Source organism: Variovorax sp. 10N412 (assembly GCF_056394985.1).
This window is the reverse complement of sequence record NZ_JBFTIO010000004.1, coordinates 1-26,303: the sequence shown is the minus strand read 5'-3', so window position 1 is coordinate 26,303 and position 26,303 is coordinate 1. Positions and strand designations below refer to the sequence as shown.

The 26,303-nt window shown below is 68.1% G+C and carries 27 protein-coding genes and 1 pseudogene; 13 read left to right on the top strand and 15 right to left on the bottom strand.

Annotation, left to right across the window (positions count from 1 at the left end):
- Positions 1–17: 17 nt before the first annotated feature.
- From motA to fliE, 11 genes are all read right to left on the bottom strand, one after another.
- The gene (gene motA / locus AC1DJH_RS12100) at positions 18–878 is read right to left on the bottom strand and encodes a flagellar motor stator protein MotA (RefSeq protein WP_435436202.1); all 861 of its coding nucleotides are present in this window, start codon (positions 876–878) and stop codon (positions 18–20) included.
- A 77-nt stretch (positions 879–955) separates the two neighbouring features.
- A complete protein-coding gene (gene flhC / locus AC1DJH_RS12095) occupies positions 956–1,555 on the bottom strand; it encodes a flagellar transcriptional regulator FlhC (RefSeq protein WP_435484649.1) in 600 nt (199 codons plus the stop codon).
- Complete coding sequence (flhD, locus tag AC1DJH_RS12090; RefSeq protein WP_435436200.1) at positions 1,552–1,914, bottom strand: flagellar transcriptional regulator FlhD; 363 nt, start codon at positions 1,912–1,914, stop codon at positions 1,552–1,554. The genes flhC and flhD overlap by 4 nt, the downstream gene beginning before the upstream one ends.
- A 356-nt stretch (positions 1,915–2,270) precedes the next feature.
- Positions 2,271–2,558: an EscU/YscU/HrcU family type III secretion system export apparatus switch protein gene (locus AC1DJH_RS12085; RefSeq protein WP_435436199.1), complete on the bottom strand. Its 288-nt coding sequence runs from the start codon at positions 2,556–2,558 to the stop codon at positions 2,271–2,273.
- A complete protein-coding gene (gene fliK, locus AC1DJH_RS12080) occupies positions 2,555–3,877 on the bottom strand; it encodes a flagellar hook-length control protein FliK (protein ID WP_478185857.1) in 1,323 nt (440 codons plus the stop codon). The genes AC1DJH_RS12085 and fliK overlap by 4 nt, the downstream gene beginning before the upstream one ends.
- 54 nt (positions 3,878–3,931) lie before the next feature.
- The gene (locus tag AC1DJH_RS12075; RefSeq protein WP_478185856.1) at positions 3,932–4,264 is read right to left on the bottom strand and encodes a flagellar protein FliT; all 333 of its coding nucleotides are present in this window, start codon (positions 4,262–4,264) and stop codon (positions 3,932–3,934) included.
- Between the two features lie 42 nt (positions 4,265–4,306).
- Positions 4,307–4,726 (bottom strand): flagellar export chaperone FliS, encoded by a 420-nt coding sequence (fliS, locus tag AC1DJH_RS12070; protein WP_472121325.1) that lies wholly within the window; start codon positions 4,724–4,726, stop codon positions 4,307–4,309.
- 30 nt (positions 4,727–4,756) lie between these two features.
- Positions 4,757–6,199 carry a flagellar filament capping protein FliD gene (gene fliD / locus AC1DJH_RS12065; RefSeq protein WP_478185855.1) on the bottom strand — a complete coding sequence of 481 codons (1,443 nt, stop codon included), beginning with the start codon at positions 6,197–6,199 and terminating at the stop codon, positions 4,757–4,759.
- Between the two features lie 52 nt (positions 6,200–6,251).
- Positions 6,252–6,605, bottom strand: a complete 354-nt coding sequence (locus AC1DJH_RS12060; protein WP_478185854.1) for a flagellar protein FlaG — start codon at positions 6,603–6,605, stop codon at positions 6,252–6,254.
- A gap of 174 nt (positions 6,606–6,779) precedes the next feature.
- Positions 6,780–8,438 carry a flagellin N-terminal helical domain-containing protein gene (locus tag AC1DJH_RS12055; protein WP_478185853.1) on the bottom strand — a complete coding sequence of 553 codons (1,659 nt, stop codon included), beginning with the start codon at positions 8,436–8,438 and terminating at the stop codon, positions 6,780–6,782.
- Positions 8,439–8,614: 176 nt separating this feature from the next.
- Positions 8,615–8,938, bottom strand: coding sequence for a flagellar hook-basal body complex protein FliE (gene fliE, locus AC1DJH_RS12050; protein ID WP_472121317.1), 324 nt, complete (start codon positions 8,936–8,938; stop codon positions 8,615–8,617).
- A 293-nt stretch (positions 8,939–9,231) separates the two neighbouring features.
- On the opposite strand from fliE, the gene fliF reads away from it, so the two are divergent.
- The 13 genes from fliF to fliR all read left to right on the top strand — a co-directional run bounded on the left by fliF (position 9,232) and on the right by fliR (position 20,720).
- Positions 9,232–10,992 carry a flagellar basal-body MS-ring/collar protein FliF gene (gene fliF, locus AC1DJH_RS12045; protein ID WP_478185852.1) on the top strand — a complete coding sequence of 587 codons (1,761 nt, stop codon included), beginning with the start codon at positions 9,232–9,234 and terminating at the stop codon, positions 10,990–10,992.
- Positions 10,985–11,983 (top strand): flagellar motor switch protein FliG, encoded by a 999-nt coding sequence (fliG, locus tag AC1DJH_RS12040; RefSeq protein WP_435484658.1) that lies wholly within the window; start codon positions 10,985–10,987, stop codon positions 11,981–11,983. Before fliF ends, fliG begins: the two co-directional genes overlap by 8 nt.
- Entirely contained in the window at positions 11,970–12,830 is an 861-nt protein-coding gene (gene fliH, locus AC1DJH_RS12035) for a flagellar assembly protein FliH (protein WP_472121312.1), read from the top strand. Before fliG ends, fliH begins: the two co-directional genes overlap by 14 nt.
- 5 nt (positions 12,831–12,835) lie before the next feature.
- On the top strand, positions 12,836–14,293 hold the full coding sequence (gene fliI, locus AC1DJH_RS12030; RefSeq protein WP_478185851.1) for a flagellar protein export ATPase FliI: 1,458 nt from the start codon (positions 12,836–12,838) through the stop codon (positions 14,291–14,293).
- A gap of 50 nt (positions 14,294–14,343) precedes the next feature.
- Entirely contained in the window at positions 14,344–14,799 is a 456-nt protein-coding gene (gene fliJ / locus AC1DJH_RS12025) for a flagellar export protein FliJ (RefSeq protein WP_472121309.1), read from the top strand.
- Between the two features lie 16 nt (positions 14,800–14,815).
- On the top strand, positions 14,816–16,291 hold the full coding sequence (locus AC1DJH_RS12020; RefSeq protein ID WP_478185850.1) for a flagellar hook-length control protein FliK: 1,476 nt from the start codon (positions 14,816–14,818) through the stop codon (positions 16,289–16,291).
- Between the two features lie 134 nt (positions 16,292–16,425).
- Entirely contained in the window at positions 16,426–16,932 is a 507-nt protein-coding gene (gene fliL, locus AC1DJH_RS12015; protein ID WP_478185849.1) for a flagellar basal body-associated protein FliL, read from the top strand.
- 24 nt (positions 16,933–16,956) lie between these two features.
- Positions 16,957–17,955: a flagellar motor switch protein FliM gene (gene fliM / locus AC1DJH_RS12010; protein ID WP_472121303.1), complete on the top strand. Its 999-nt coding sequence runs from the start codon at positions 16,957–16,959 to the stop codon at positions 17,953–17,955.
- Positions 17,948–18,385, top strand: a complete 438-nt coding sequence (gene fliN / locus AC1DJH_RS12005; RefSeq protein WP_472121301.1) for a flagellar motor switch protein FliN — start codon at positions 17,948–17,950, stop codon at positions 18,383–18,385. The genes fliM and fliN overlap by 8 nt, the downstream gene beginning before the upstream one ends.
- A complete protein-coding gene (gene fliO / locus AC1DJH_RS12000) occupies positions 18,382–18,891 on the top strand; it encodes a flagellar biosynthetic protein FliO (RefSeq protein WP_478185848.1) in 510 nt (169 codons plus the stop codon). The genes fliN and fliO overlap by 4 nt, the downstream gene beginning before the upstream one ends.
- Before the next feature lie 23 nt (positions 18,892–18,914).
- Positions 18,915–19,646 carry a flagellar type III secretion system pore protein FliP gene (gene fliP, locus AC1DJH_RS11995; RefSeq protein ID WP_435444763.1) on the top strand — a complete coding sequence of 244 codons (732 nt, stop codon included), beginning with the start codon at positions 18,915–18,917 and terminating at the stop codon, positions 19,644–19,646.
- Positions 19,647–19,656: 10 nt separating this feature from the next.
- Positions 19,657–19,926, top strand: coding sequence for a flagellar biosynthesis protein FliQ (gene fliQ / locus AC1DJH_RS11990; protein WP_435436180.1), 270 nt, complete (start codon positions 19,657–19,659; stop codon positions 19,924–19,926).
- Positions 19,927–19,934: 8 nt separating this feature from the next.
- Positions 19,935–20,720, top strand: coding sequence for a flagellar biosynthetic protein FliR (fliR, locus tag AC1DJH_RS11985; protein WP_472121369.1), 786 nt, complete (start codon positions 19,935–19,937; stop codon positions 20,718–20,720).
- A 25-nt stretch (positions 20,721–20,745) separates the two neighbouring features.
- Here fliR and flgL read toward each other — a convergent pair whose 3' ends face one another.
- The 4 genes and pseudogenes from flgL to AC1DJH_RS11965 form a co-directional block, all read right to left on the bottom strand.
- Complete coding sequence (flgL, locus tag AC1DJH_RS11980; protein ID WP_478185847.1) at positions 20,746–21,957, bottom strand: flagellar hook-associated protein FlgL; 1,212 nt, start codon at positions 21,955–21,957, stop codon at positions 20,746–20,748.
- 32 nt (positions 21,958–21,989) lie between these two features.
- A complete protein-coding gene (flgK, locus tag AC1DJH_RS11975; protein ID WP_472121295.1) occupies positions 21,990–23,954 on the bottom strand; it encodes a flagellar hook-associated protein FlgK in 1,965 nt (654 codons plus the stop codon).
- Between the two features lie 98 nt (positions 23,955–24,052).
- Positions 24,053–25,774 carry a methyl-accepting chemotaxis protein gene (locus AC1DJH_RS11970; RefSeq protein ID WP_478185846.1) on the bottom strand — a complete coding sequence of 574 codons (1,722 nt, stop codon included), beginning with the start codon at positions 25,772–25,774 and terminating at the stop codon, positions 24,053–24,055.
- A gap of 118 nt (positions 25,775–25,892) precedes the next feature.
- Positions 25,893–26,303: pseudogene (locus AC1DJH_RS11965) on the bottom strand (methyl-accepting chemotaxis protein); the annotation flags it as partial.

Genomic DNA, 26,303 nt, shown 5'->3' with positions numbered 1-26,303 from the left:
TCGGGTCGGGCGGCGCGTCAGCGCGCCTTGACTTCGCGAACGTGGTCATCCAGTTCGGAGAAGGACGGGCGTTCGGTCGAGAACAGCACCTTGCGGCCGAACTCCACGGCCAGCTGCGGCGCGTAGCCATTGAGGTTGGCCAGCAGCGTGACCTTGGCGCACTGGTAGATCTTCATGCTCTCTTCCACCTTCTGCTCGATCAGCGAGGCCAGCGGCGACACGAAGCCGTAGGCCAGCAGCACGCCCAGGAAGGTGCCGACCATGGCGTGGGCGATCAGTGCACCCATCTCGGAAGGCGGCAGGTTGGCCGAGGCCAGCGCGTGCACCACGCCCATCACGGCCGCGACGATGCCCAGCGCCGGCAGCGCGTCGCCCACGCGGGCCAGGCTGTGGCCGGGCACCATGGCCTCGTGGCGGATGGTCTCGATCTCGTGGTCCATCAGGGCCTCGATCTCGTGGGCGTCGGTGTTGCCGCTGATGACCAGGCGCAGGTAGTCGCTCAGGAACACGGTGATGCCCTCGTGCCCCAGGATGTTCGGGTAGCGCGAGAAGATCTCGCTCTGGGCCGGGTTCTCCACGTCGGACTCCAGCTTCATCATCCCTTCCTTGCGGGCCTTGGCGAGCAGCTCGTACAGGAGCGCCATCAGGTCCATGTAGAGCTGGCGGTTGTGCTTGGAGCTGCGCAGCAGGAGCGGCAGCTCCTTGATGGTCGCCTTGATGGTCTTGCCGTTGTTGCCCGCGATGAACGCGCCCAGCGCGGAGCCGCCGATCATGAGCAGCTCGATCGGCTGGAACAGGACGCCGAAGTGCCCGCCCATGAGGGCGTAGCCCCCGAACACGCAACCGATCACCACGATGTATCCAACCAGAACCAGCACGGGCTACCCCTATCGCCCTGAGGCGTCAATTCATTCAATCCCCGAACGTCCGCAAGACGGGCGCGGGGGTACTTTTTCTAGCTTGCGCCGCCGAGGTCCAACGCTGGCCCTGCGGCCACCAACCCACCGAATCCGCTCAGCCGCACTTCGGCGAGCTTGGGCTTGCGTGCCTTGCCTGCGCGCGAAGGCGGACGGCACAGGACACACACGTATCCGTTCTTGTGATCGTGCGCATGCGCCACGAAGTGGCCGCCGCACCGGCTGCAGGGGCTCAGTTGCAGCATGTCGCTGTCGAAGAAGCGCACCATCGTCTCGGCGCGGGTGAAGTCGAGCACGACCTCGCCGCCCTGGGAGGACACCTGCTCCACATAGAGCCGGTAGGCCTTGATGAGCGCGGGCAGTTCGTTCTCGTCCGCCTCGTCCAGCATGAAGCGGTAGATGTTGTAGAACATCGACGAGTGAATGTTGGCCAGCCAGGTCATGTACCAGTCGGTCGAGAACGGCAGCAGGCCCTTGGGCGGCGAAACGCCCTTGAGTTCCTTGTACAGGCGGATCAGTCGTTCCCGGCTCAGCGACACCGCCGCTTCGAGAAACTGCAGGCGCGCGCCGAGCCCGATCAGCTCGACAGCGAGCTGGACTTCACGGACCTCGCCAAGGACGCTCTTGCGGGTGGTCATGCAGCCGCCACGCCCGCGTCGCGCATCTGGCCCTGGGCCTGGATCTGGCGCGCCGCCATCAGGATCGACATGTGGGCCTGCTGCAATGCGGGCTCCTTGCCTTCTCCCACCACCGCGAACATCGGGCGGTCGTCCAGCCTGAAGCTGCACAGCAGGAAGTTGGAAGCCGCCAGCTTCACGATCTGGCTGAGCGACATGTTCGCCAGCAGATCGGCGAGCTCGCGCCCCACGCCCAGCCGGAACATGGCTTCCGCCCTGTCCTGCTTGACCAGTTTCTGCGCGAGCAGCATATAAGCCAGGTTTATTTCGCCGATTTCCTTGGAAATCACGCCGCCTGCATTGAAATTACCGTTTTCCATCTCTTGTTCCATTTCCGTTCCTCAGTCCACCAAAGGTTCTAATTGACCGTGTATACATTCTATACACAAAGTTTTACACTTTGAAGTACTTTGTAAGAGATGGCGACAAAAAAAGTAGGAAACGTCCGACAAGGCCTCCGCGCTCTCCCTGTGAGAGCGGTTCGCCAGCGTCGGAAACTGGGTAACCTAAAACATGCAACCAGTGGTTACAAACAGACGTTTTCGGGAATAATTTATTCATTTCAGTTTGCGAATTAATAAAGACTATGGGCATTCGGCCATTGAATGAACTGCTGAATTTGCTATTCAGATTCCGTTCATCGGAATGTCCATGACTTTGCATTGATCGCACCTGGCTAATTCTGTTCACGGCCTTCCAGGCCGTAGATCCACGCCATGACCTCGGCCACCGCCAGGTACAACTCGGGCGGGACATGCTGGTCGAGGTCGACCTGCATCAAGAGCTTCACGAGGTCTGCCGACGAGTGCACGTACAGGCCGTGCGCGCGCGCCTCGCGCATGATCGATTCGGCCGCCACGCCGTAGCCCTTGGCCACGACGACGGGTGCCTTGGTCTTGTCGGCGTACGACAGCGCGATCGCGCTGGGCCGGTTCTCCATGGCGTCGTTCAGGGCGGTGCTCATGCGGCCTCCGCCATGGCTTTTTCCGTGACCTGCAACTGCTGCAGCTGGAGGCCCGCGGCCTCGAAGCGTTTCGCAAGCTGGCCCGCGTCGCCGCGCAGCCGCTCGGTGGTGGTGGCTTCGCGCGCCGTCAGGTGCGCCTGCACCGCCGCGCCCGCGAGGCTCAGCCGCAGGTCGACCTCGCCCAGGCGCGGCAGCGACAGCGACACCGTGGTCGACCAGCGGCGCTCGGCCTCCGGTGCCGAATCCGCGCCTTCGCGGGCATCGTGCCTGTCCTGTTCCTGCTCGATGGACCAGCGCATCGGCACGTCGGGCCAGGCCTGGCCGCTCCAGCGGAAGGCGGCGCTGGCCAGCAGGTCGAGCTGCTGGTGCACGAGCGTGACCGCCTGCGGATGAATGACTTCGGTGCCGCGCGCGGCTTGCGCCACGGCGGCGCTCTCCGACGAACGCGCGATCTCGCCGGCGCGGTGCGCGGGCATGTCGCCGTCCAGGGCCGTGCGGGCCGGTGCGCCATCGCTCTGGCCGTAGGCCGCCTGCAGGCGCAAGGCATCGACCGACACGGCCGATGCCGCAGGGTCCGGCGCCTGCGCCGCGCCGGGCTGTGCCGCGGCATGGGTCGAAGGCGCAGTCGCTGGTGTGTGCGGGCTGGGTGCGGCGGCGGGCGGCAGCTCACCTTGCGCCACGGCGGAAGCCGCCTGCGGTGCACCGGCCGGCAGCAGCACGTCGACGGCATCCGCCGCAGTCGCGGTCGCGGTCGCGGTCGCGGTCGCCGTTGCCGTCGCTGCCGCATTCACCGGGGCGGCGGCCGTCTCGGGCCGCGCAACCAACGGCCCCGCCCAACGCGCCTGAGGCTCCTGCGCCATCTGCGCCAGCGTGCGGGTGCCGGTGGCGAACTCCGCCAGGTGCGCTTCGTAGAAGAGCCCGCTGTCCGACACCGTGCGCGCCAGCGCGCCGGCCAGTGCCGCGGCGCTGGCGGGTTGCTGGCCCGATGCCAGCAGCGGCGCCGCGCCGCGCACCGGCCCCGGCTGCGCCTGCAGGTCGGCCAGCACCGCGCCGATGACGCGTGCCGCCACCGACAGCCGCGTGGCCACCGACGACGGCGCACCACCGCCGGCATGCACCGCGCCGCCGGTCAGCGCACCCGGTATCTGCCGGTCGAGCGCGGCATTGGAAGGCAGCCGCACATCGTTGTCGACTTTGCCGACGCCCACGGCCGGGCCCGGCGCGCCGATGGTCGTCTCGCCCTTGATGCCCAGCACGTCGAGGCGCGGTGCGAGCCGTGCGGCCAGCAGTGCGTCGATCAGTCCGGCAAGTCCAGTCATGGGCGTGGCATCTCGGGTGGGGGTTCAGGCGGGCTCAGGCGAATACAGCCAGGCTCAGTGCGTCTGCCCGTAGGCGCGCCCGAGGCTCTTCTGCTTGTGGAGATGACCCATGCGGTCGATCAGGTCGTCGAGCTGCGGCTTGATCAGGCCGGAGACTTCGGCCTGGTCCGTGCGGATGCGGTCGAGCAGGCCGAGCACGCGCTCGATCTGTATCGCGTCCAGCATTTCCAGCGGCTCGATGGCGCGCAGGCGCTCGACCAGCGCCGAGCAGCGGGTCTCGAGCTCGGGCAGCTTGCCCCATTCCTTGGCCCGTGCCAGCACCAGCATCTGCGCGACGCTGGCTGCAAGCTCCTCATAGCAATGAACGACCTCACTCCGGACTGCCATCTTTTTCACCTATCCCTGTTGTCTTGTAGTTACGGCCGCGTCTCAGCCGCGGTTCCGGTCGTCGATCTCCCGCCAGGCGGAAGCGACGTTTTCGAGCAGCTGGCCTGCTTCGTCCAGCGCCTGCACGTCGTTGTGCAGGTTGGCCTGGAACAGCCGCCGCACGACGTAGTCGTACAGCGCGGACAGGTTGCTCACGAGTGCGGCACCGGCCTCGCCGGCTGCCTGCGCATCGAGTCCGGCCTTCAGGCCGTTGTCCACGATGCCGATGGCCTTGGAGATCGCCTGGCCCTTGGCCTCGATCTCCCCGGCCGCCATGTGGTGCCTCGCCATGCCGATGGCGGTCTTGGCGCCGTCGAACAGCATGACGATGAGCTGGTGCGGCGACGCGCTCATCACGCTGGTTTCCACGCCGACGCGCGCATAGGCGCCGGCGCCGGTGCGGAGGTTGTGAGGGGTGTACATCGCTGCGGCTCCAGGTCTTCGTTGTCTGTCTTACTTGCTGCTGCTCGACATCGCGTCGAACTGCTGCGTGAGATAGTTCTTCGTGTTGTTCATGCTGTTGATCAGCACGTCCAGCTGGGTGAACTGGGCCTTGTAGCGGGCAACCGTCGAGTCCACGCGCGTCTGCATGGCGTCGTACTGGGTGTCGAGCTCCTTGATGGTGGAGGTCACGCCGTCGCTGGCGACCTTCAGGGCGCCGGTGTTCAGGTCGGTCACCAGCGCGTCGATCTGCTTGCCGTAGCCGCCGGTGCTGCCGGTGGCGCTGGAGAAGAGGTTCGCCACGCCCTTGAGGTTGCCGGCCAGGGCCTTGTCGAGCTTGGTGGCGTCGATGGCGATCGTGCCGTCCTTCTGGAAGGCCACGCCGATCTCGGTGAGCACCTTCATGTCGTTGGTGCCGCCGTCCTGCGGCGTGGTGAGCGCCTGGCGGATCCGCGTCTGCAGGTTGCGCAGCGTGCTGTCGCCGACCAGGGCGGCCGCCGTGTTGGTGTCGGCGTCGTACGAGGTCAGCGTCTTGGCCGTGCTCTGCAGGGTGTTGTAGGCATTCACGAAATCCGTGATCGCCGACTTCACGCCCGCCGTGTTCTCCTTCATCGACAGGCCGGTCTTGCCGGTGTTCACCAGCGTGATCGTGGCGCCCTGGATGGCTTCCTTGACGGTGTTGGTGGAGCTGGTGACGTCGATGCCGTTCACGTTGAGCTTGGCGTTCTGCGCCACCGTCGTCTGCTTCAGGTTCTGCGTGCCGGCCGGGTCGTTGTTCAGCAGGTTCTGCAGCGGCGCGTCGCCGGCCACCGAGATGCGCATGCTCGACTTCTCGCCGGTCGTGGAAGACGTCAGCACCAGGCGGTTGGGCGTGCCGCTGCCGTCGTTCACGATGCTGGCCGTCACGCCGGCGTTGGCGCCGTTGATGGCGTTGCGAATGCCTTCCAGCGTGTTGTTGGTGGGGTCGATGGTGATCGACTTGGCGGGCTGGCTCGCGTCCGCGGTGAACGTGGCGCCGGAGTACTGGCCGGTGGCCGCGTTGAGCGTGCCGCCCGTGACCTGGCCGAAGTCGATGGTGATCTTGCCGTTGCCGATGGGCGTCTTGGTGTCGGCCTGGCCCGCGGCGATGACCGTCTGCGCCTGGGCGAGCTGCGTCACGTCGATGGTGTAGTTGCCGGCCGCGCTCGCGTCCGTGGCCGATGCGGACAGGATGCCGCTGACCGTGGGCGTGCCGGTCACGCTCTGGAACAGCGTCGGGTCACCCAGCTTCTTGGCGGCGGTCTGCAGCGTGCTGAGCGCGCTCTGGATCGTGCCGTAGGCGGACAGCTTGCTGGTGTAGCTCTTGGCTTTTGCCTGCAGCGCCACGAGCGGCTGGCTCTCGGCGGTCTGGAGTTGCGTGAGCAAGGAGGCGAGGTCGAGGTTGGCGCCTACGCCCAGGCTGCTGATCGTTGCCATTTGATTTTTTTTCCTGATTGCTGCGTTTGCAGATGAAGATTCGGATGCGGCCTCAGGCCGCGTGGTCCACCAGCAGGCCCTTGCCGTCGCTCACGAGCTTGGCGATGCGCACGACTTCCTCGTTCGGAATCTGGCGAATGACTTCCCCGCTGGCGCGATCGATGACCTTGACGATGAGCTTGTCGGTGTCCTTGTCGACCTCGAACTGCAGGCCGACCTCGCGCAGCGCGAGCGCCGTGTTCACCTGGTGAACCGCCTGCTCGACCTGCACCGGCGTCGCCTCCTCCTTGGCGTCGGCCTTGGCACCCGACGGCGTACCGCGCAGGCTCGTGCCCGTGGCGCCGCCCAGGAGCATCTGCGTCCAGGGACTGTCCTTCACGGGATTTGCGGGCACGGGGTTCGACATCTTTTCCACCTTGTTCTTTGCTGTATTCGCTGTGCTCTGCGGCCTCGCCTTCGGGGCATGGCCGCAGAGGACAGCGCAGGCGCTCCCGGCTTGCGTCCGGGTACCTGCACCGGCCGGACCCCACCCTTTCGGGAGGGGTCCGGCGTTTCTTTGCTTCTAACTAGCCTTGCTCGATCAACGCAGGAGCGACAGCACGCCTTGCGTGGTCTGGTTGGCTTGCGACAGCACCGAGGTGCCGGCTTGTTGCAGGATCTGCGCGCGGGTCATGTTCGACACTTCCACGGCGTAGTCGGCGTCTTCGATGCGCGAACGCGACGAGGACAGGTTGGTCACCGTGGTGCCCAGGTTGGCGATCACCGAGTCGAAACGGTTCTGCACCGCACCCAGCGAGGAGCGCAGCTTGTCGACCTTCGACAGGGCGGCGTCGAGTGCCTTCAGCGGATCGACGGTTGCCTTGGCATCGCTCACTGCGTTGGTCGTCAGCTTGCCGGCCTTGGCCGAGTCGGCGTACACCGTGCTGCCTTGCGCGTCGGTCACCACGCCGTTGGCGTTCAGGTTGATCGATTCAGCGGCGGTCGTCGTCAGGCCGCTCACACCGATGTAGGCACCGGTCACGGCGCCGCCGGCTGCTGCCACTGCGTAGGCCGTCGTCGCACCTGCGCCGTCGATGTCGATGGAACCAGCGCCGCCGTTGATCTTGGCAGCCACTTGGTCGGCCGAAGCCTTTTCGCCGGCAACCGCGAAGGTGCTGGCGCCGGCTGCTGCCGTCACCACCGTGTACGAAGCGCCGGTTGCGCCGATGGTGATCGAGTCGCCAGCAGCGGACATGCCGGTGGCTTGCTCGAGCACTGCCGCCAGCGTGGCGCCGGTGGTCGCGCCAGCGCCCGTCTTGGTCAGGTTCTTCGAAGCGTCGAGGTACAGGGCCGAGCCGTCGGCAGCGTCGGTCATGGTGCCGTTGCTGTCGATCTTGACGTCCATCGAGTGGGTGCCGAGCTTGACCGTGGCGGTCACGCTGGTGCCAGCCGGCGGGGTCAGGGATGCGAGCGTGTTGGCCTGGGTGCGTGCGGCTTCCGAAGCGGTGTAGCTCTTGGTCGCGGCGCTGTAGGTGTACGTTGCGCCACCGGTCGAGGTGACCGTGCCGCCGTCTTGCATCTTGGCCAGCACGTCGTTGGCCGTGGCGCCGTTGGCGGCGGCGGTCAGCGTGCGGGTGTAAGGCGTGACGCCGTTGGTGGTCGTGCCTGCGGCGAAGCCGGCGATCAGGAGGTCGGACGCGCCGGCAGCCTTGTTCTTCGAACCGGTGTTGTTGACGTTGAAACCGTCCAGACCCAGGGTCTTGGCGCTGATTTCTTGCAGGTCGATGTCGATGGTCTCGCCATCGTTCGCGCCGACTTGAACGGTCAGCTTGCCAGCGTCAGCCGACAGAACCTTCACGCCGTTGAACTGGGTTTGTTCCGACACGCGGTTGATTTCGTCCAGGCGTTGGCCGATTTCCGACTGGATCGAGTCCAGGTCGGTGGACGAGTTCGTGCCCGTGGCGGCTTGCACCGACAGTTCGCGGATGCGTTGCAGGTTGTTGTTGACTTCCGTCAGCGCGCCTTCGGTCGTTTGAGCGATCGAGATGCCGTCGTTGGCGTTGCGCGTTGCTTGCGTCAGGCCCTTGATGTTGGCCGTGAAACGGTTGGCAATGGCTTGGCCGGCAGCGTCATCCTTGGCGCTGTTGATGCGCATGCCCGAAGACAGGCGCTCGATGGCGCTGTTCAACGCCGACTGCGACTTGTTGAGGTTGTTCTGCGTGACCAGCGAGAGGCTGTTGGTGTTGATGACTTGCGTCATGTTGGACTCCTGATTGACAAAGGTTGTGTGACTCCGGCCATCGGCCGTAACGCTGGACCCGCTTCCGCTGTGAGACTCAAGCCATCGTTGATTTAGTTATCGGCGAGTGCCTTCAAACCTTTAGGGCCGCGCACAAAAAAGTTGCACAGGGGCCCGCGAGTCACCCAACCCAGCCCTCAGGCCTGCAGGTTCATCACTTCCTGATAGGCGGTGACCAGGCGGTTGCGCACCTGCAGACCGGTCTGGAACGCCACGTTGGCCTTCTGCAGGTCGACCATCACGTCGTTGAGCGCCACGCCGGGCTTGCCCAGTTCGAACGACTCGGCCTGGGCGTAGGCGCTTTGCTGCGCGCCGCTGATGTTGGCGAGCGAGCGCTTCAGCTCGGCAGCGAAGCCGCCGGCCTCCGCGGGGGCGGCCGCGCCCGAGGACGGACCGATGCCGGTGTTGAGCGCGGTGACGCGCATCTGCTGCAAGACGGATTCGATGGCGCTGATCGACATGGGATCTCTTCTTCCTGTGTGAACACTTCTGCGTGACTTGACAAGGAGGACGCAAGGTCCTCCGGCTGGCCTGCAGCGTATCAAGGGAAGACCCCGATTCAAGCGCGCAACTGAGGGCGAAAACCCCGGCTGTTCGGGCATTCGAATTCCCATGCACTGTTGACAATCGTCGCGAAACGAACATGCCGTGGACGACTTCACCGGCACTCCGGAATGAACTCTCAACACCGAAATCTCTCTCCAAACATGGCACAGGACCGTAGCGGCCACCCCGGCGCCACCAAGGTGCACGCATGAGCACAGCCGTGCCCACGGGCGACCTGCCCACTGCCGGGACGGGTTCCGGCAACGGCCTCCCCCCCTTCCTGGAGCGCATGCGCGCCCAGCCCAAGCTGCCGTTGATCGTGGGCGGCGCGGCCCTCGTGGCCGCGGCCGCCGCGTTCATGCTGTGGAGCCGCGCGCCCGACTACAAGGTGCTCTACACCAACGTGTCGGACCGCGACGGCGGCGCGATCATCGCGTCGCTCCAGCAGATGAACGTGCCCTACAAGTTCGCCGAAGGCGGCGGCGCGATCCTGATCGCGGGCGACAAGGTGGCGGAAACGCGCCTGAAGCTCGCCGCGCAGGGGCTGCCCAAGGCCGGCGGCGTGGGCTTCGAGCTGATGGACAACCAGAAGTTCGGCACCAGCCAGTTCGCAGAACAGGTCAACTACCAGCGCGGGCTGGAAGGCGAGCTGGCGCGCTCCATCGAGTCGATCGGCACCATCGAGGCGGCCCGGGTGCACCTGGCGCTGCCCAAGCCCTCGCTGTTCGTGCGCGACCAGAAGAAGCCCTCGGCCTCGGTGGTGCTCACGCTCATGCGCGGGCGCAGCATCGACGAAGGCCAGGTCAGCGCCATCGTGCACATGGTGTCCAGCAGCGTGCCCGACCTGGACGCCAAGAGCGTCACCGTGGTCGACCAGCGCGGCAACCTGCTGTCTTCCGCGCGCGGCACCGACCGCGGGCTGGACGTGAGCCAGATCAAGTACGCGCAGGAAATCGAGCAGGGCTACATCCGCCGCATCGAAGCGATCCTGCAGCCGCTGGTGGGCGCGAGCAACGTGCGCGCCCAGGTGGCGGCCGACATCGACTTCTCGGTGGTCGAGCACACCGACGAGAAGTACAAGCCCAACCAGGACCCGTCGCAGGCCGCCATGCGCAGCCAGCAGAGCAGCGAGTCGGCGCAGCACGGCAGCGGGCCGCCGGGCGGCGTGCCGGGCGCGCTGTCGAACCAGCCGCCGGTGAACCCGACCGCGCCGATCGTCGGCCCGCGCGCACCGAATGCGCCGGGCACGCCGCCGCCCGGAACGCCGGGTGCGCCTGGCGCACCGGGTGCGAATGGCGCCACCGCCGCGACCACCTCCACCGCCGCCACCGGCCCGAGCAGCACGCGCAAGGACACCACCACCAACTACGAGCTCGACCGCACCATCCGCCACGTGCAGCAATCCGCCGGCGGCGTGAAGCGCCTGTCGGTGGCCGTGGTGGTGAACAACCGCGACAGCGTGGACACGGCCGGCAAGACCACCAGCCGCGCGCTGACGCCGGCCGAGGTGGAGCAGATCCGCAACCTGGCCAAGGAAGCCATGGGCTTCAGCCAGGAGCGGGGCGACTCGCTCAACGTGGTGAACAGCGCCTTCGCCCGCGATGCCGACAGCGGCCCCGCACCCGAAGTGCCGTTCTGGCGCGACCGCGAGAACATCGAGATCGGCAAGACGCTGGGCCAGTACCTGCTGTACGCACTGATCGCCCTGTTCGCCTGGCTCGCCGTGCTGCGTCCGCTCCTGCGGCGCCACGCGCCGCCGCCCCCGGCACCCGCACCGGTCGAGGAGACGGCCGATCTCATCATTCCGAGCGCCGCGCTGGACGCCGCCACGCCCTCGCCGGAAGACAGCCTGCGCGAACGCGAGGCCAACCGCAAGAAAGCCGACATGGACTATGCGCACGCGATCGCCGACAAGGACCCCAAGCTGGTCGCCACCCTGATCCAGCACTGGATGAACACCCATGAGTAACGAACTGGGAACCCGAAAAGGCGCCATCCTGCTGATGGCGCTGGGCGAAGACCGCGCCGCCGCCGCGCTGCACCAGCTGCCCACCTCCGAGGTGCAGACGCTGGGCCTCGCGATGTCCAAGCTGAGCTCGGTCTCCAAGGAAGAGCTGGCCGAAGTGCTGGCCGAGTTCCGCCAGGAAACCGAGCAGCTGTCGGCCCTGCACCTGGGCTCGACCAGCTACATCCGCGCCGTGCTGAAGAAGGCGCTGGGCGAGGACCGCGCCAGCAACCTGCTGGAAGACATCCTGCAGCCCGACGAGCCGCACGGCGGCATCGAGCGGCTCAACGAGCTGGAAGCCGGCGAAGTGGCCGAGCTCATCCGCGACGAGCATCCGCAGATCCTGGCCACGCTGGTGGTGCACCTGGACCGCATGAAGGCCTCCGAGGTGCTGGAGAAGCTGCCCGCCCGCCTGCGCCACGACGTGATCATGCGCGTGGCCACCTTCGGCGGCGTGCAGCCCTCGGCGCTGACCGAGCTGACCGACGTGCTCACCGAGATGCTCGCGGGCCAGGGCCTGCGCCGCAGCCGACTGGGCGGCGTGCGCACCGCGGCCGAGATCGTCAACCTGATGAGCACCGCGGTGGAAGAAGAAGCCATCGCCCATGTGCGCGAACACGACGAGGCGCTGGCCCAGCGCATCGTCGACGAGATGTTCGTGTTCGAGAACCTGCTGGGCCTGGAAGACCGCAGCATCCAGCGCCTGCTCAAGGACATCGAGAGCGACTCGCTCATCATCGCGCTCAAGGGCGCGCCGATGGAGCTGCGCGACAAGTTCCTCAACAACATGTCGCAACGCGCCGCCGAGACCCTGCGAGAAGACATGGAACTGCGCGGCCCCGTGCGCGTGTCGCAGGTCGAGGCCGAACAGAAGACGATCCTGCAGGTGGCCCGCCGCCTGGCGGAATCCGGCGAGATCGTGATTTCGGCGCCTGGCACCGATGACTTCGTCTGACCGCGGCGCCCCGGGCGCATTCACCGGCGCGAGCGAGCGGCTCGCCGCCATCCACGCCGCTGCACGGCAAGCCGCAGCGGGCCCCCTGCCGGGCATGACCGGCAGGCCGGCCCCGCCCGCACTCTCCGCCTGGGAGCGCTGGGAGATGGGCACGCTCGACGGCAAGCCCTCGGTGCCCGCGAGCCGCAAGGCCGCCGCCGCCGCCGAGTTCAACCGCAACGGCAACCGCAGCGCCGCGCCGCTCTCCCCGGTTCCTCCGCCCGCGCCCCCGGCGCCCCGGGTCGACCTGGCCGAGCTGGCGCGCATCCGCAAGGACGCGCGCACCGCCGCCGAAGCCGAAGGCCGCGCCGACGGTCTCGCCGAAGGCCGCAAGGCCGGCCACACCGAAGGCCTGGCCGCCGGCCTTGCCGCCGCCAGCGCGCATGCCGAGCGCCTGCGCGCGCTCACGCTGTCGCTGCCCGACGCGCTGCGCCGCGCCGAGGGCGAACTGACCGACACCGTGCTTGCGCTCGCGCTCGACGTGGCGCGCCAGGTGGTGCACCGCACGCTGAAGGCCGAGCCCGAATGGGTGCTGCCGCTGGTGCGCGACCTGCTGAACACCGAACCTGCCCTGCGCGGCGAGCCGCGCCTGCTGCTGCACCCGGACGACGTGGCGCTGGTGAAGAACAGCCTGGGCCACGAGATCGAGGCCGCCGGCTGGCTGGTGCGCAGCGACGACACCCTGGCGCGCGGCGGTTGCCGCGTGCAGTCCGCCAACGGCGAACTCGACGGCACGCTGGAGACACGCTGGAAGCGCGTGGCCTCGGTGCTGCGCGAGAACGCCTCCGACGGCGGCGAACCCTCCTGAACGCCATGCGCGAGACCCCCACGATGCAGACCGCCACCGCCGCCGCGAACGCCAACTCCCATCTGCACAAGGTGCGCGCCGCGCTGGACAAGGCGCGCGAGGGCGTCGCCCAGTGCACCACCACCACCGCCTCGGGGCGCCTCACGCGCGCCGTCGGGCTGGTGCTCGAAGCGGTGGGCCTGCAGCTGCCCGTGGGCAGCGACTGCCTGATCGAACTGCCGCCGGGCAATGCGCAGCGCTACGCCGAAGCCGAAGTGGTCGGCTTCGCGGGCGACCGCCTGTTCCTGATGTCGCAGACCGAAGTGGCCGGCCTGGTGCCGGGCGCGCGCGTGTTCGCGCGGCCGATCACCCTGGAGCCCGGCATGGGCGGCGCCGGCGGCAACGCCCACACCAAGCGCCTGCCCGTGGGCGAAGGCATGCTCGGGCGCGTGGTCGACGCGGCCGGCCGCCCGCTCGACGGCCTGGGCCCGCTGGACTTCGCGCGCAAGGTGCCGCTGAGTTCGCCGCCGGTCAACCCGCTGACCCGCGCGCCCATCGATTCGGTGCTCGACGTGGGCGTGCGCGCCATCAACGGGATGCTCACCGTCGGCCGCGGCCAGCGCATGGGCCTGTTCGCCGGCTCCGGCGTGGGCAAGAGCGTGCTGCTGGGCATGATGGCGCGCTACACCAGCGCAGAGGTCATCGTCGTCGGCCTGATCGGCGAACGCGGGCGCGAGGTGAAGGACTTCATCGAGAACACGCTGGGCGAAGAGGGCCTGGCCCGCGCCGTGGTGGTGGCCGCGCCGGCCGACAACTCGCCGCTGCTGCGCCTGCAGGGCGCGGCCTACGCCACCTGCCTGGCCGAGTACTTCCGCGACCTGGGCAAGGACGTGCTGCTCATCATGGACTCGCTCACCCGCTACGCCATGGCGCAGCGCGAGATTGCGCTGGCCGTGGGCGAGCCGCCGGCCACCAAGGGCTATCCGCCGTCGGTGTTCGCCAAGCTGCCCGCGCTGGTGGAACGCGCCGGCAACGGCGCGCGCGACGCGCAGGGCCGCGGCGGCTCCATCACCGCCTTCTATACGGTGCTGTCCGAGGGCGACGACCAGCAGGACCCGATTGCCGACTCGGCGCGCGCCATCCTGGACGGGCACGTGGTGCTCTCGCGCACGCTGGCCGAAGCCGGGCACTACCCCGCCATCGACATCGAGGCGTCGATCAGCCGCGCCATGACGGCGCTGATTCCGCAGACGCAGTTCGACAGCGTGCGCCGCTTCAAGCAGATGCTCTCGCGCTACCAGCGCAACCGCGACCTGATCAGCGTGGGCGCCTATGCCCCCGGCCACGACCTGCAGCTGGACCAGGCCATCGCGATGTACCCGCGCATCGAGTCCTTCCTGCAGCAGTCGATGCACGAGCGCACCGGCTACGAGGACTCCATCGCGCAGCTGGACGGCCTGTTCACGCCCGAGCGGCGCGCCTGAGCAGCCTGCCGCACGCCAAGCACACCCGACATCACGCAAGGACTACTTCCATGACCCGCAAGCTTCCCCTCGGCATGCTGATCGACCTGGCCCACACGCAGACCGACGACGCCGCGCGGCGCCTGGGCACGCTGCAGAGCGCGCACCTCAGCGCCAGCCAGAAACTCGAGCTGCTGCTGCAGTACCGCCAGGACTATCACAACCAGCTCGACGCGCTGATGCGCGACGGCCTGCCCTCCTCGCAGTGGCGCAACTACCGCAACTTCCTCGGCACGCTGGACGGCGCCATCGAGCAGCAGCGCGCCATCGCCACGCAGACCGAGACCCGCCTGGACAACGGCCGCATCGACTGGCAGCAGCAAAAGCGCCGCCTGAGCTCCTTCGACACCCTGGCCGAGCGCGTGCGCGCCCAGGAAATGATGGCCGAGAACAAGCGCGAGCAGCGCGACAGCGACGAACGCGCGGCGCGCAAGTTCTTCGACCGCGCCTCGCACCCGACCCTTTGAATTCCCAGGAACCGACATGCCATCCATGATCTCGCCCCCCGTCTCGCCCAACGGCGCCAGCCCGTCCGTGTCGCAGGCCGGCGCGCGCAACCGCGGCGCGGACGAAGCGCAGGGCCAGGGCTTCGGCGCCGCGCTGGAGCGCTCGCGCGCCAGCAACGGCAACCAGCGCGCCCGGACCACGGACGATGCGTCGGGCGCCACCGCCACGGCCGCAGAGCGCAAGCCGGTGCGCAAGCCCGGTGCCGACGAAGACACCAAGGACGCGCTGCCCGCCGACCCGAACCTCGCCTTCCTGGCGCCGGCCCACACGCCGCTGCACGCACTGACCCTCGCGGGGCGCGCGGCGGCCAAGGGCGCGGGTGCCGGCGATGCGGCCGACGCAGCCAAGGCGCTCGATGCGGCCCAGGGCGCCGCCGCGGCGGCGGACATTCCCGCTGACGCTGCCGCGGCCGCGGCCGCGGCCGACCCGCTCGCCAAGGCCCAGGCGCCCCTGTCGGATGCGGCCACCCTGGCCGCGAACGCCAAGGCCACGCCCGAAGCCGACGCCGACGCGGCGGCCAAGGACGCCGCCAAGGACGCCACCAAGCCCGCTGCGGCAGCCGGCACAGCCAACGCCCCGCGCGACGCCGACACTGCGCCGACCGCCTCGCTGCAGGACATCGTGCGCGCCGCCGTCGCGGCACAGGCCATGGGTGCAGGCACTGCAAAGCCCGCGTCCACCACCGCAGGCCCGGCCGCCGGCGCAACCGCGGCCGGCCGCGCCGGTCCGCGCACCGCCGTGAGCGCCACCACCGCCGAGCAGCTGGCAAGCGCCGCACAACCGAAGGCCCCCGAGGGCACGACGGCGGCCATCGCCGCCGCGGCAGCCGCCGTGCCGGCCGCCACCAACGCCCCCGGCGCGGACACCGATGCCGACACCCAGGCGGGCGTCGCGCCCTTCTCGCTGCAGCAGCCCGCCGCCACCGCGGCCTCGGCCGGACGCAGCGACGAGACCGCCGCCGCGCGCCCCGCGGTGCACACCATCGCTCCCGAGGTCGGCAGCGACAAATGGGGCCCTGCCCTCGGCCAGCAGCTGGCGCGCATGAGCACCACCGGCCACCACACGGCCGAGCTCAACCTCAACCCCGCCGGGCTCGGTCCGCTCAAGGTCACGCTGTCGCTGGGCGACAACCAGGCGCAGGCCCTGTTCGTGTCGGCCCATGAAAGCGTGCGCAAGGCCGTCGAGGCCGCGCTGCCGCAGCTGCGCAGCTCGCTGTCGGAACAGGGCATCACCCTGGGCCAGGCCTCGGTCGGCGCAGACACCCGCCAGGCCGGCGGCCAGGACGCCGCGTTCGCGCAGCAGCAACAACAGCAGCAGACCGCCGCACGGCAACAGGCCGCCAGCTACCCCGGTGCCGGCCGTGCCGCAGCCGTCGTGGCGGCCGCGCCCGTGACGGCCGCTCGCGCGGCGCCTGCCGCCCACGCGAGCGCGGGGGTCGACACCTTCGCCTGACGCCCGCCCTCCCCTCGGCGGCGCCTGCCCGGCGCCCGCAATGACGGATATGAAACGCCTTTGTGCGCTTGTTCGACCGTTCGTTGCCGAGGGACTTCGCAAAGAATAGACCGGACCCGCAACCCCGCATCACCATGGCTACCTCCACTCCCGCAGCAACCGCTCTCCCGAATCAACCAGCCCCGCGCCGCTCTTCCAAGCTGGTGATTGGGCTCGTGATCGCCGTCGGCCTCGCGGCCGTCGCCGCCGCCGCGTACACCTTCATTCCCCGCTTCATGAACGCGGCGCCCGCGGCCGAGGAGCCGGCGAAGGCCGCCGCGCCGGAAAAGCCGATCTTCCTGATGCTCGAGCCGCTGACCGTCAACCTGCAGTCCGAAGGCCGCAGCCGCTTCCTGCAGATCGGCATGGCGCTGCGCGTGCCCGACGAAAAGACCAAGGCGCAGATCGTGGAGTACATGCCCGAACTGCGCAGCCGCCTGCTGATGCTGCTGTCCAACCGCACACCCGACACGCTGGTCACGCCCGAGGGCAAGGCCAAGCTGGCGGAGGAGATCCGCACCGCGCTGAACACGCCGCTGGCCGCCGGGCAGCCCCCGCTGGGCATCTCCAACGTGTCCTTCAACACCTTCGTGGTGCAGTGACCCCCCTCTTCGGACAAGCGACCCATGGCGTATGAACAGGTGCTTTCGCAGGACGAGGTCGATGCGCTCTTGCAAGGCGTCACCGGCGAAGTCGACCAGCCGGCCGCCCCGCCGCCGCCCAAGGACGGCCTGCCGGCCTACGACCTCGGCGCGCCCGACCGCGTGGTGCGCAACCGCATGCACACGCTGGAGGTCATCAACGACCGCTTCGCGCGCGGCCTGCGCAGCGCGCTGCTGAACTTCATGCGCCGCAGCCCCGACATCTCGGTGGGGCCGGTGCAGATCCAGCAGTACGGCGAGTTCGTGCGGCACCTGCCGGTGCCCGCGAACATCAACATGATCCACCTGAAGCCGCTGCGCGGCACGGCGCTGTTCGTGTTCGACCCGAAGCTGGTGTTCCTCGTGGTGGACAACCTCTTCGGCAGCGACGGGCGCTACCACGTGCGCGTGGAAGGCCGCGACTTCACGCGCACCGAGCAGCGCATCATCAAGCGCCTGCTCGACCTGTCGCTGCAGTGCTACGGCGACGCCTGGCAGCCGGTGTTCCCGCTGGACTTCGACTACGTGCGCGCCGAAATGCACGGCAAGCTCGCCAACATCGTGGCGCCCAACGAGGTGGTGATCAACACCACGCTGCAGATCGAGTTCGGCCCCGTGGGCGGCTTCCTGCACGTGTGCATTCCCTACTCGATGATCGAGCCCATCAAGGACCTGCTGTCCAACCCGATCCAGGACGAGGTCGAGGTCGACAAGCGCTGGGTCAAGCAGATGTCGCGCCAGATGCAGGCCGCCGACGTCGAGCTCATTGCCGACTTCGTGACCATGCCCTCCACGCTGGGCGAAGTGATGAAGCTGCAGACCGGCGACGTGATTCCCATCGAGCTGCCCACGACGGTGCTCGCCAAGGTCGGCGGCGTGCCGGTGATGGAGTGCGGCTACGGCACCTCGAACGAGCGCTACGCCTTGCGCGTGCAACACATGATCTCCCACCAAGACAGCGATTTGAAGAACGACCATGACTGACAACACCTCTTCCGCCAGCAGCGACGCGGACGACTGGGCCAGCGCGCTGGCCGAACAGACCGCGGCCACCCCAGTCGCCGCTCCCGAACCCACCGTGGCCCCGGCCACCGCGCAGGTCTTCCAGCAGATCCACGACGCGCCGTCGGTGCCGTCGAGCACCACCGCCGTGGACATCGCGCGCGTGCTCGACGTGCCCGTGCAGCTCACCGCCGAGATCGGCCGCACCCGCATCACCATCAAGAGCCTGCTGCAGTTGTCGCAGGGCTCGGTGGTGGAGCTCGACGGCCTGGCCGGCCAGCCGCTGGACGTGCTGATCAACGGCTACCTCATCGCCCAGGGCGAAGTGGTGGTGGTGAACGAGAAGTACGGCATTCGCCTGACCGACATCGTCACCCCGTCCGAGCGCATGCAGAAGCTCGCCCGTTCATGAACCTGCGCCCCCACCTGCATGCGCTGCGTGCGCTGCCCGCATGGGCGGCGGCGCTGTGCACCCTGTGCGCGCAAGCCGTGCACACGGCGCACGCCGCGCTGCCCACCGTGCCCACGCCCGTGCATGAAGCGCAGCCGGCCGCCGTCGGTGCGTCGGGCCTGCTGCAGGCCGGCTTCGGCATGGCGGTGGTGGTCGGCCTGATTTTTCTGTGCGCCTGGCTGGCGCGCCGCTTCGGGCTTCAGCGCCTGGGCGGCGGCCACCTGGTGAAGGTGGTCTCCAGCGCCGCGCTCGGCCAGCGCGAACGCGTGGTCGTGGTCGAAGTGGGCGGCCAATGGCTGGTGCTGGGCGTCACGTCCAGCCAGGTCAACATGCTGCACACGCTGCCGGCCCAGGCACAGCCGGCCTCCGGCACGGCGGGCACGCCCGCCGCCATGAACAACCCTGTCGAACTCTTTGCCCGGAAGCTGCGCGAATCCCTCTCGGGCAAGACGCATACCGCCCCATGACGCATTCCGCATTGCGCCGCGGCCTGCGTGCCGCGCTGCTGCTTGCCGCCGCCGCGCTGCCCGCCGTGGCCTGGACCCAGGGCCTGCCCGGCATCACCAGCACGCCGGGCCCCGGCGGCAGCCAGACCTGGTCGCTGAGCGTGCAGACCATGGTGCTGCTGACCTCGCTCACCTTCCTGCCCGCGCTGCTGCTGTCGATGACCAGCTTCACGCGCATCCTGATCGTGATGGGCCTGCTGCGCACCGCCATCGGCACGCAGACCTCGCCGCCCAACCAGGTGCTGGTGGGGCTGTCGCTGTTCCTCACCTTCTTCGTGATGGCGCCGGTGCTCGACAAGGCCTACACCGACGCCTACGTGCCCTTCTCCGAGAACAAGATCAGCGCCGACAAGGCGCTGGAGCGCGGCATCGCGCCCTTCAAGACCTTCATGCTCAAGCAGACCCGCGAGAGCGACCTGGCCCTGTTCGCACGGCTGGCCAAGGTGCCCGACATGCAGGGCCCGGAAGAGGTGCCGCTGCGCATCCTGCTGCCGTCCTTCGTCATCAGCGAGCTGAAGACCGCCTTCCAGATCGGCTTCACCATCTTCATTCCGTTCCTCATCATCGACCTGGTGGTGGCCAGCGTGCTGATGTCGATGGGCATGATGATGGTGCCGCCCGCTTCCATTGCGCTGCCCTTCAAGCTGATGCTCTTCGTGCTGGCCGACGGCTGGCAGTTGTTGATCGGCGCATTGGCGCAGAGCTTCTACCTTTAGGTACGCCGAGATGACCCCCGAATCCGTCATGACCATGGGCCACCGGGCCATGGAGATCTCGCTGCTGCTGGGCGCCCCGCTGCTGCTGGTGGCGCTCGTCATCGGCCTGATCGTGAGCATCTTCCAGGCCGCCACGCAGATCAACGAAGCCACGCTGTCGTTCATTCCCAAGCTGCTCGCGGTGTTCGCGACGCTGGTGATCGCCGGCCCCTGGATGCTCGACCGCATGCTCGACTACATGCGCGCGCTGTTCGCCGGCATTCCGCAGCTGGTGGCGTGACGCCGTCGATTCTTTCCGTCACCTCGGGCCAGCTCGAGGCCTGGATGGTGGCCTTCCTGTGGCCGTTCGTGCGCATGCTCGCGCTGGTGAGCACGGCGCCGATCTTCGGCGAGGCGTGGGTGCCGCGGCCGGTGAAGGTCGCGGTCGCAGTCATGCTGACCTTCGTGATCGCACCCACCCTGGGCACCCTTCCCGCCGTGCCGGTGGTGTCCGCCGGCGGCCTGTGGATCATCGTGCAGCAGGTGCTGGTCGGCGCGGCCATGGGCTTCTCGATGAAGCTGGTGTTCACCGCCGTGCTGGCCGCGGGCGAGTACATCGGCCTGCAGATGGGCCTGTCGTTCGCCTCTTTCTTCGACCCCATGAGCCACGGCAGCACCATGGTGGTGTCGCGCCTGCTGAACATGCTGGCGATGCTGATCTTCCTGGCGCTGGACGGCCACCTGCTGATGGTGAACGCGCTGGCCGACAGCTTCGGCACGCTTCCGATCGCCGACGGGCCCTTGGCTTCGGGCGGCTGGCTGTTCCTGGTGCTGGCCGGCGGCGACATCTTCGCCAGCGGGCTGATGCTGGCGCTGCCGCTCATCACCGCGCTGCTCACGCTGAACCTGGCCATGGGCATCCTGAACCGCGCTTCGCCGCAGTTCAGCATCTTCGCCGTGGGCTTTCCGCTCACGCTGCTGGCGGGCATCTTCATGCTGCAGCTGCTGATGCCGAACCTGGCGGCGTTCCTGGAGCCACGCTTCGCGGAAGCCATCTCGAACATGCTGCGGTTCACGCAGGGCTTGCGTCCGTAGAACTGCAAGGCCCCGCCTTCTTCACTTAGAGGTAATTGAACAGGGCGATGCTGTTGAGCTTCGCAAACGTCATCTGCGTGGCCTGCAGCGACGACTGGCGCTGGTAGAACTCCGCGATGGCGCTGTACGGGTCCAGGTCCTCGATGCTGGAGCGGTAGCTTTCTTCCTGCAGCTTGCTGGCCGCGCCGGCGGTGTCGAGCGCGTCGATCTCGGTCTGGCGCGAGCCCACCGACGACAGCACCGTCAGCACGTTGTCGTGTGCGTTCGTGACCTTCACGTTGGCCGTGCTCAAGGCGTTCTGCAGCTTGGCCTGGGCCGCCGCGCCGCCGCCGGTCAGCGGGGTGCGCAGCGCCGACACCAGCTCGCCGATGCTTGCGAAGATGTCGGTGCCGGCGTTCTTCGCGGTCGACACGTCGAAGCTGTCGCCGTTGGCCGGCGTGCCCTTGAAGCTCATCTGCACGCCGCCGAACGAGATCGGCTGGCCTTCGACATACGCGCCGCCGGCCACCACCACGGGCGGTGTGTCCTTGGTCGACACGGAGTAGTTGCCACCCGTGAAGCTGATGCTGAAGTCCTTGCCGTAGTTCGCATCGGTGGCGTCCTTCACGCCCACCGCGCCGAACACGCCGGTACCGGTATTGCCGGCCGCGCCCACGGTCACGTAGCCTGCACCGCCCTGCACCGTCTGGAAGATGCTGCGGCCGTCGTCCGAGGTGGACAGCTGGCGCGCCACGTCGACCTGCATCAGCCGCTGGCCCTGGTCGCCCACGTACTGCACGCCGCCGCCGGACGCCGCCACGAAGGGCGGCGAGCCGCTCTTGAAGCCGGCGAACAGGAACTGGCCGTTGCCGTCGTCCGAATTGGCCACGCCCACCAGCTGGTCGAGCGCGCTCTGGATGGTGGTGGCGAGCGAGGCGCGGTCGGCGTCCGCCAGCGTGCCGTTGCCGGCCGCCACCGTCAGGGTCTTGATGTTCTGCAGGATCGAGGTCACCGAGTTGAGTGCGTTCTCCTCGGTCGACAGCGACAGCGACGCGCGCTGGCGGCTGGTGGCGTACTGCGCGTTCTCCGACAGCGTCTGCGTGACGCCGAGGGCGCGGGCCGCGCCGACCGGATCGTCGCCGGCCGTGAGGAACTTGGAGTTCGTGGCCAGTTGCTGCTGCACACGGAACAGCTTCTGCTGCTGCTGCCCCATGGCGCTGACGTTCTGGTCGTAGAAGGATTGAGTGCTGATGCGCATCGCGGTTTCCTGGATCGGTACGAAATGAAGGCTCAGTTGCTGATGCCGAGGATCGCGTCGAAGATGGTCGAAGCGGTCTGGATCACCTTCGCGTTGGCCTGGTACATCTGCTGGAACATCAGCAGGTTGGCGGTTTCCTCGTCCTGGTTCACGCCCGAGATCGACTGCTGGCTGGCCTTGATCTGGCCCGTCACGCTGTCTTGCGTGGTGGCCGCCACCTTCACGGCCATGGCACGGTTGCCCACCTCGCTCACCAGCTGCGAGTAGGCGCCGTTGAAGGTTGCCGTGCCGCCGGCCATGAGGGTCTTGCGCTGCAGCGCGCCCAGCGCCAGGGCGTTGCTGTTGTCGGACACGCCCGAGGTGTTCTTGCCGATGGTGAAGGTGTCGCCCTGCGCAGGCGCGCCGGTCATGCCGACGGTGATGCCGTCGAAGCTCATCTTGGCGCCGGCCGTGTAAGGCACGGGCGTACCGGCCGCATAGCTGGTGCTGGTGCCGTTGGCCAGGGTCACGGTGACGGCCGAGGTGGCGGGGAAGCCCGAGAAGCTGCCGGTGGCGGCGTCGTAGCTCAGCGTCACCGGGCCGGCCAGCGGCGTGCCCGGGTAGCTGGCGTCCACGGTGGCGGCGCCCAGCGCGCCGCTGCCCTTGTTGCCGGCGGTGTTGCCGGTGACGATCGGCGACGCAGCGGCCACCTTGGCCGGGTCGAGCGTGAGCACGTCGAGGTCGCGCGCGCCGGTGCGCGTGGGCTGCACCAGGAACGAGTCGCCGGCCTGCGCGGTGCCGCTGGCGGCCGTGAGGCTGACGCCGTCGAAGGTGATCGGGAATGTGGTGAAAGTGCCCATCGACGTTTTGTCCGAAAGCCGGGTGACCGAGTAGGTGAGCGTGCCGGCCACATCGGTGACGCTCACGTTGTAGTCGCTGGTCGTGAGCTGCGAAGCGTTCGAGACCGTGGCGCCGAATTCGAGGTTGCCCGTGTTCTTTGCGTTGGGCAGCGCACCTGGCACGGCCTGCGTGAAGAAGTCCTTGCCCAGCGCGCCGTTCAGGTCCACGCCCAGCTTGTGCTGCGCATTCACCGCGTCGGCCACCGACATCGCAAGGCGGCCGATGGCGTTCTGCGAGGGAATGAGCGTGTCGCGGCGAAAGCTCATGAGCCCGCCCAGCACGCCGCCGGTGATGGCGCTGTCCGACAGCTCGGAGGTGTTGCCGGCAAAGCCCTGCAGCGCCACCGCCTTGCGCGACGGATCGGCGGCGGAATTCACCGCCACCATCTGCGAGGCGTAGTCGCCCACTACCAGCGACTGGCCGGTGGCGATGAACACGTTGTACTTGCCGTTGTCCTGCTGCAGCACCTTCACGTCGACCACCTGGCTCAGGTCGCTCACGAGCTGGTCGCGCTGGTCGAGCAGGTCGTTGGGCGGCTGGCCGCCGGCCATGGCGCTGATCTGGCTGATCTGCTGGTTGAGGCTGGCGATCTTGGTGGCGTAGGTGTTGATCTGGTCCACGCTGCCCACGATCTGCTCGTTCACCGAGGAGTTCAGGTCCGACAGGTACTGGTCGGTCGCGCGGAACTTGCTGGCCAGCGCCTGGGCCGAGCTGATCATCTGCTGGCGGGCGGCGGGGTCGGCCGGCGTGTTGGCCACACCCTGGATGCTGGTGAAGAAGCTCTGCATCAGCGGCGCGATGCCCGAGGTCTTGTCGGCCAGCAGGGTGTCGATGCGGTTGATCTGCACGCTGTTGGTGGCCAGCGCGGCCGAAGCCGACTGCGCCGTTCCCAGCTGCGCCGTCAGGTAGCGGTCGTAGCTGCGCGAGACGGTCGTCACGTTGGCGCCCGAGCCGATGAAGCCCGAGCCGCTGGAGATGGCACTGCCGGTGGCGATTTCCGCCACCTGCCGGCTGTAGCCGGCGGTGTACACGTTGGCGGTGTTGTGGGCCGTGGTCATCAGCGCGGTGCGAGCGACGCTCAGACCGCTCAGACCTGTGTAGAACAAACTTCCGGACATAAGGCTTTACCTGTCGATGGTGTGTAGGGGTGGCACCGAGTCACTGTCTTTTCGATGCCTTGTTCTCTCTATCGGCAGCATCGGCCGAAAGTTGAGGGTCAGAACTCGCTCCAGTCGCCCTTGGCGTCGCCGGTCATGGACAACTGCGGGGCCGCGGCGGCGCCAGGGGCACGCCGTGCGGGCAATGGCGGCGCCGCACGCCGCGGCGCGGGCCTCGCCACCTTCGGGATCGGGGTGATGGGCGTGAACGCCGCGCGGGGGGAAGCCACGGCGTTGCGGTCGAGCTTGAAGATGCTGACGGCCTGCACGAGGCTGCCGGCCTGTTCCTGCAGCGACTGGGCTGCGGCCGAGGCTTGCTCGACCAATGCGGCGTTCTGTTGGGTGACCTGGTCCATCTGCGAGATGGCCTGGTTGATCTGCTCGATGCCCGAGGTCTGCTCCTGGCTCGCCGCCGTGATCTCGCCCATGATGTCGGTCACGCGCTTCACGCTGCCCACGATCTCTTCCATCGTGCGGCCGGCTTCGGCCACCTGCTTGCTGCCCTCTTCCACCTTCTCGACCGAGTCGCCGATGAGGGCCTTGATTTCCTTGGCCGCTGCTGCGGAGCGCTGCGCCAGGCTGCGAACTTCGGATGCCACGACGGCAAAACCACGGCCCTGTTCGCCAGCGCGAGCAGCTTCGACTGCCGCGTTCAGCGCCAGGATGTTGGTCTGGAACGCGATGCCGTCGATCACGCCGATGATGTCCACGATCTTCTTGGACGACGCATTGATCGAGCCCATGGTGCCGACCACCTGCCCGACCACGTTGCCGCCGCGCACCGCGACCTCGGACGCCGACACGGCCAGCTGGTTCGCCTGGCGTGCGTTGTCCGCGTTCTGCTTCACCGTCGAGGTCAGCTCTTCCATCGAGGCGGCCGTCTCTTCCAGAGAGCTGGCCTGCTCTTCGGTGCGCGACGACAGGTCCTGGTTGCCCGAGGCGATCTGCCCCGACGCCGTGGCGATGGTCTCGGTCCCAGCGCGCACTTCGCCCACCACCTTGGCCAGGCTGGCGTTCATCTCGCGCAGCGCATGCATCAGCTGGCCCGCCTCGTCGCGGCTCTCGACCACGATGTCCGCGCTCAGGTCGCCGGCGGCCACCGTCTCGGCCACCATCACCGCGCGGCCCAGCGGACGCACGATGCCCAGCGTCAGGCGCCACGCGAACAGCGCGCCCAGCACCAGCGCAATGGCCGACAGCACCAGCAGCAGGGTCTGGCCGCTCGCGTGGTCGGCAAGGATGCTCTTGGACAGCACGTCGATCCTGTCACGCTGGTACGCGGCGAGTTTGGCCACGGAATCTTCATAGACGGCGAGGCCCGACGCGAACTGGTTGTCCGCCAGGGCAGTGGCTTCGTCGCTCTGGCCCGCGAGCTTGAGCTTGTTGAGCCTGTCGCTGATTTCCAGGACGACCGCGCGCGCATCGGCCACGCCGACGTAGAGCTTCTTTTCTTCCGGCGAGGTCAGCAGCCCTTCGAGCTCCTTCTGCACGGGGTTGATCCGGTTCGAGCTTTCGGTGCGCGCCTTGGCGAAATAGGCCACCACGGTCGGGTCCGTGGACTTCACCATCGCGTAGGAGCGCACCACGGTCGGGCCCAGCAGGTTGGCCCACTGGTTGGCCAGGCGCTCCTTCACGAGCGCGTGCGCAATCATCTCGTCCGTGGACTGGCCCACGCTGGCAAGGCGCAGAAAGCCGGTGCCGGCAATCACCGCCATCAACAGCAGCATCGCCGCGAAGCCAAGGCCCAGGCGGGTGCCGATTTTCAGGTTCTTCAAACTCATTTGATTTCTTCTCTTTCAGAACTGCAGCGAATCCCGCCGCGGGATGCGGCGTCGTCAATTCGTTATCGGCACAGGCCCGCCGGTCTTGAGCCCTCGTGTCTCTTGGCTCTCTTGTTTCTTAAAACTCTGTCCAGTCGCCCTTGGCGTCGGCAGCCACGGCCAGCCGCGGCGCGGCGCCCTTGGCCGGTTCGTGGCGCGCAGGCAGCGCCTTGGCCGGGCGCTTGAGCGCCGACTGGTAGGCGGCAACCGCCTTGGCGGGCCGGGCGATGGGCGTGATGCGTGTGAAGCCGGTGCGCGCGACCGCGGCGTTGTGGTCGAGCTTGAAGATGCTGACGGCCTGCACGAGGCTGCCGGCCTGCTCCTGCAGCGACTGGGCTGCCGCCGAGGCTTCTTCGACCAGCGCGGCGTTCTGTTGGGTGACCTGGTCCATCTGGCTGATGGCCTGGTTGACCTGCTCGATGCCCGAGGTCTGTTCCTGGCTCGCCGCCGTGATCTCGCCCATGATGTCCGTCACGCGCTTCACGCTGCC

Excerpts from the sequence above, each read along its gene's own strand:
- flhC (WP_435484649.1), bottom strand. The coding sequence starts at position 1,555 with ATGACCACCCGCAAGAGCGTCCTTGGCGAGGTCCGTGAAGTCCAGCTC.
- flhD (WP_435436200.1), bottom strand. The coding sequence starts at position 1,914 with ATGGAAAACGGTAATTTCAATGCAGGCGGCGTGATTTCCAAGGAAATC.
- AC1DJH_RS12085 (WP_435436199.1), bottom strand. The coding sequence starts at position 2,558 with ATGAGCACCGCCCTGAACGACGCCATGGAGAACCGGCCCAGCGCGATC.
- fliK (WP_478185857.1), bottom strand. The coding sequence starts at position 3,877 with ATGACTGGACTTGCCGGACTGATCGACGCACTGCTGGCCGCACGGCTC.
- AC1DJH_RS12075 (WP_478185856.1), bottom strand. The coding sequence starts at position 4,264 with ATGGCAGTCCGGAGTGAGGTCGTTCATTGCTATGAGGAGCTTGCAGCC.
- fliS (WP_472121325.1), bottom strand. The coding sequence starts at position 4,726 with ATGTACACCCCTCACAACCTCCGCACCGGCGCCGGCGCCTATGCGCGC.
- fliD (WP_478185855.1), bottom strand. The coding sequence starts at position 6,199 with ATGGCAACGATCAGCAGCCTGGGCGTAGGCGCCAACCTCGACCTCGCC.
- AC1DJH_RS12060 (WP_478185854.1), bottom strand. The coding sequence starts at position 6,605 with ATGTCGAACCCCGTGCCCGCAAATCCCGTGAAGGACAGTCCCTGGACG.
- AC1DJH_RS12055 (WP_478185853.1), bottom strand. The coding sequence starts at position 8,438 with ATGACGCAAGTCATCAACACCAACAGCCTCTCGCTGGTCACGCAGAAC.
- fliE (WP_472121317.1), bottom strand. The coding sequence starts at position 8,938 with ATGTCGATCAGCGCCATCGAATCCGTCTTGCAGCAGATGCGCGTCACC.
- fliF (WP_478185852.1), top strand. The coding sequence starts at position 9,232 with ATGAGCACAGCCGTGCCCACGGGCGACCTGCCCACTGCCGGGACGGGT.
- fliG (WP_435484658.1), top strand. The coding sequence starts at position 10,985 with ATGAGTAACGAACTGGGAACCCGAAAAGGCGCCATCCTGCTGATGGCG.
- fliH (WP_472121312.1), top strand. The coding sequence starts at position 11,970 with ATGACTTCGTCTGACCGCGGCGCCCCGGGCGCATTCACCGGCGCGAGC.
- fliI (WP_478185851.1), top strand. The coding sequence starts at position 12,836 with ATGCGCGAGACCCCCACGATGCAGACCGCCACCGCCGCCGCGAACGCC.
- fliJ (WP_472121309.1), top strand. The coding sequence starts at position 14,344 with ATGACCCGCAAGCTTCCCCTCGGCATGCTGATCGACCTGGCCCACACG.
- AC1DJH_RS12020 (WP_478185850.1), top strand. The coding sequence starts at position 14,816 with ATGCCATCCATGATCTCGCCCCCCGTCTCGCCCAACGGCGCCAGCCCG.
- fliL (WP_478185849.1), top strand. The coding sequence starts at position 16,426 with ATGGCTACCTCCACTCCCGCAGCAACCGCTCTCCCGAATCAACCAGCC.
- fliM (WP_472121303.1), top strand. The coding sequence starts at position 16,957 with ATGGCGTATGAACAGGTGCTTTCGCAGGACGAGGTCGATGCGCTCTTG.
- fliN (WP_472121301.1), top strand. The coding sequence starts at position 17,948 with ATGACTGACAACACCTCTTCCGCCAGCAGCGACGCGGACGACTGGGCC.
- fliO (WP_478185848.1), top strand. The coding sequence starts at position 18,382 with ATGAACCTGCGCCCCCACCTGCATGCGCTGCGTGCGCTGCCCGCATGG.
- fliQ (WP_435436180.1), top strand. The coding sequence starts at position 19,657 with ATGACCCCCGAATCCGTCATGACCATGGGCCACCGGGCCATGGAGATC.
- flgL (WP_478185847.1), bottom strand. The coding sequence starts at position 21,957 with ATGCGCATCAGCACTCAATCCTTCTACGACCAGAACGTCAGCGCCATG.
- flgK (WP_472121295.1), bottom strand. The coding sequence starts at position 23,954 with ATGTCCGGAAGTTTGTTCTACACAGGTCTGAGCGGTCTGAGCGTCGCT.
- AC1DJH_RS11970 (WP_478185846.1), bottom strand. The coding sequence starts at position 25,774 with ATGAGTTTGAAGAACCTGAAAATCGGCACCCGCCTGGGCCTTGGCTTC.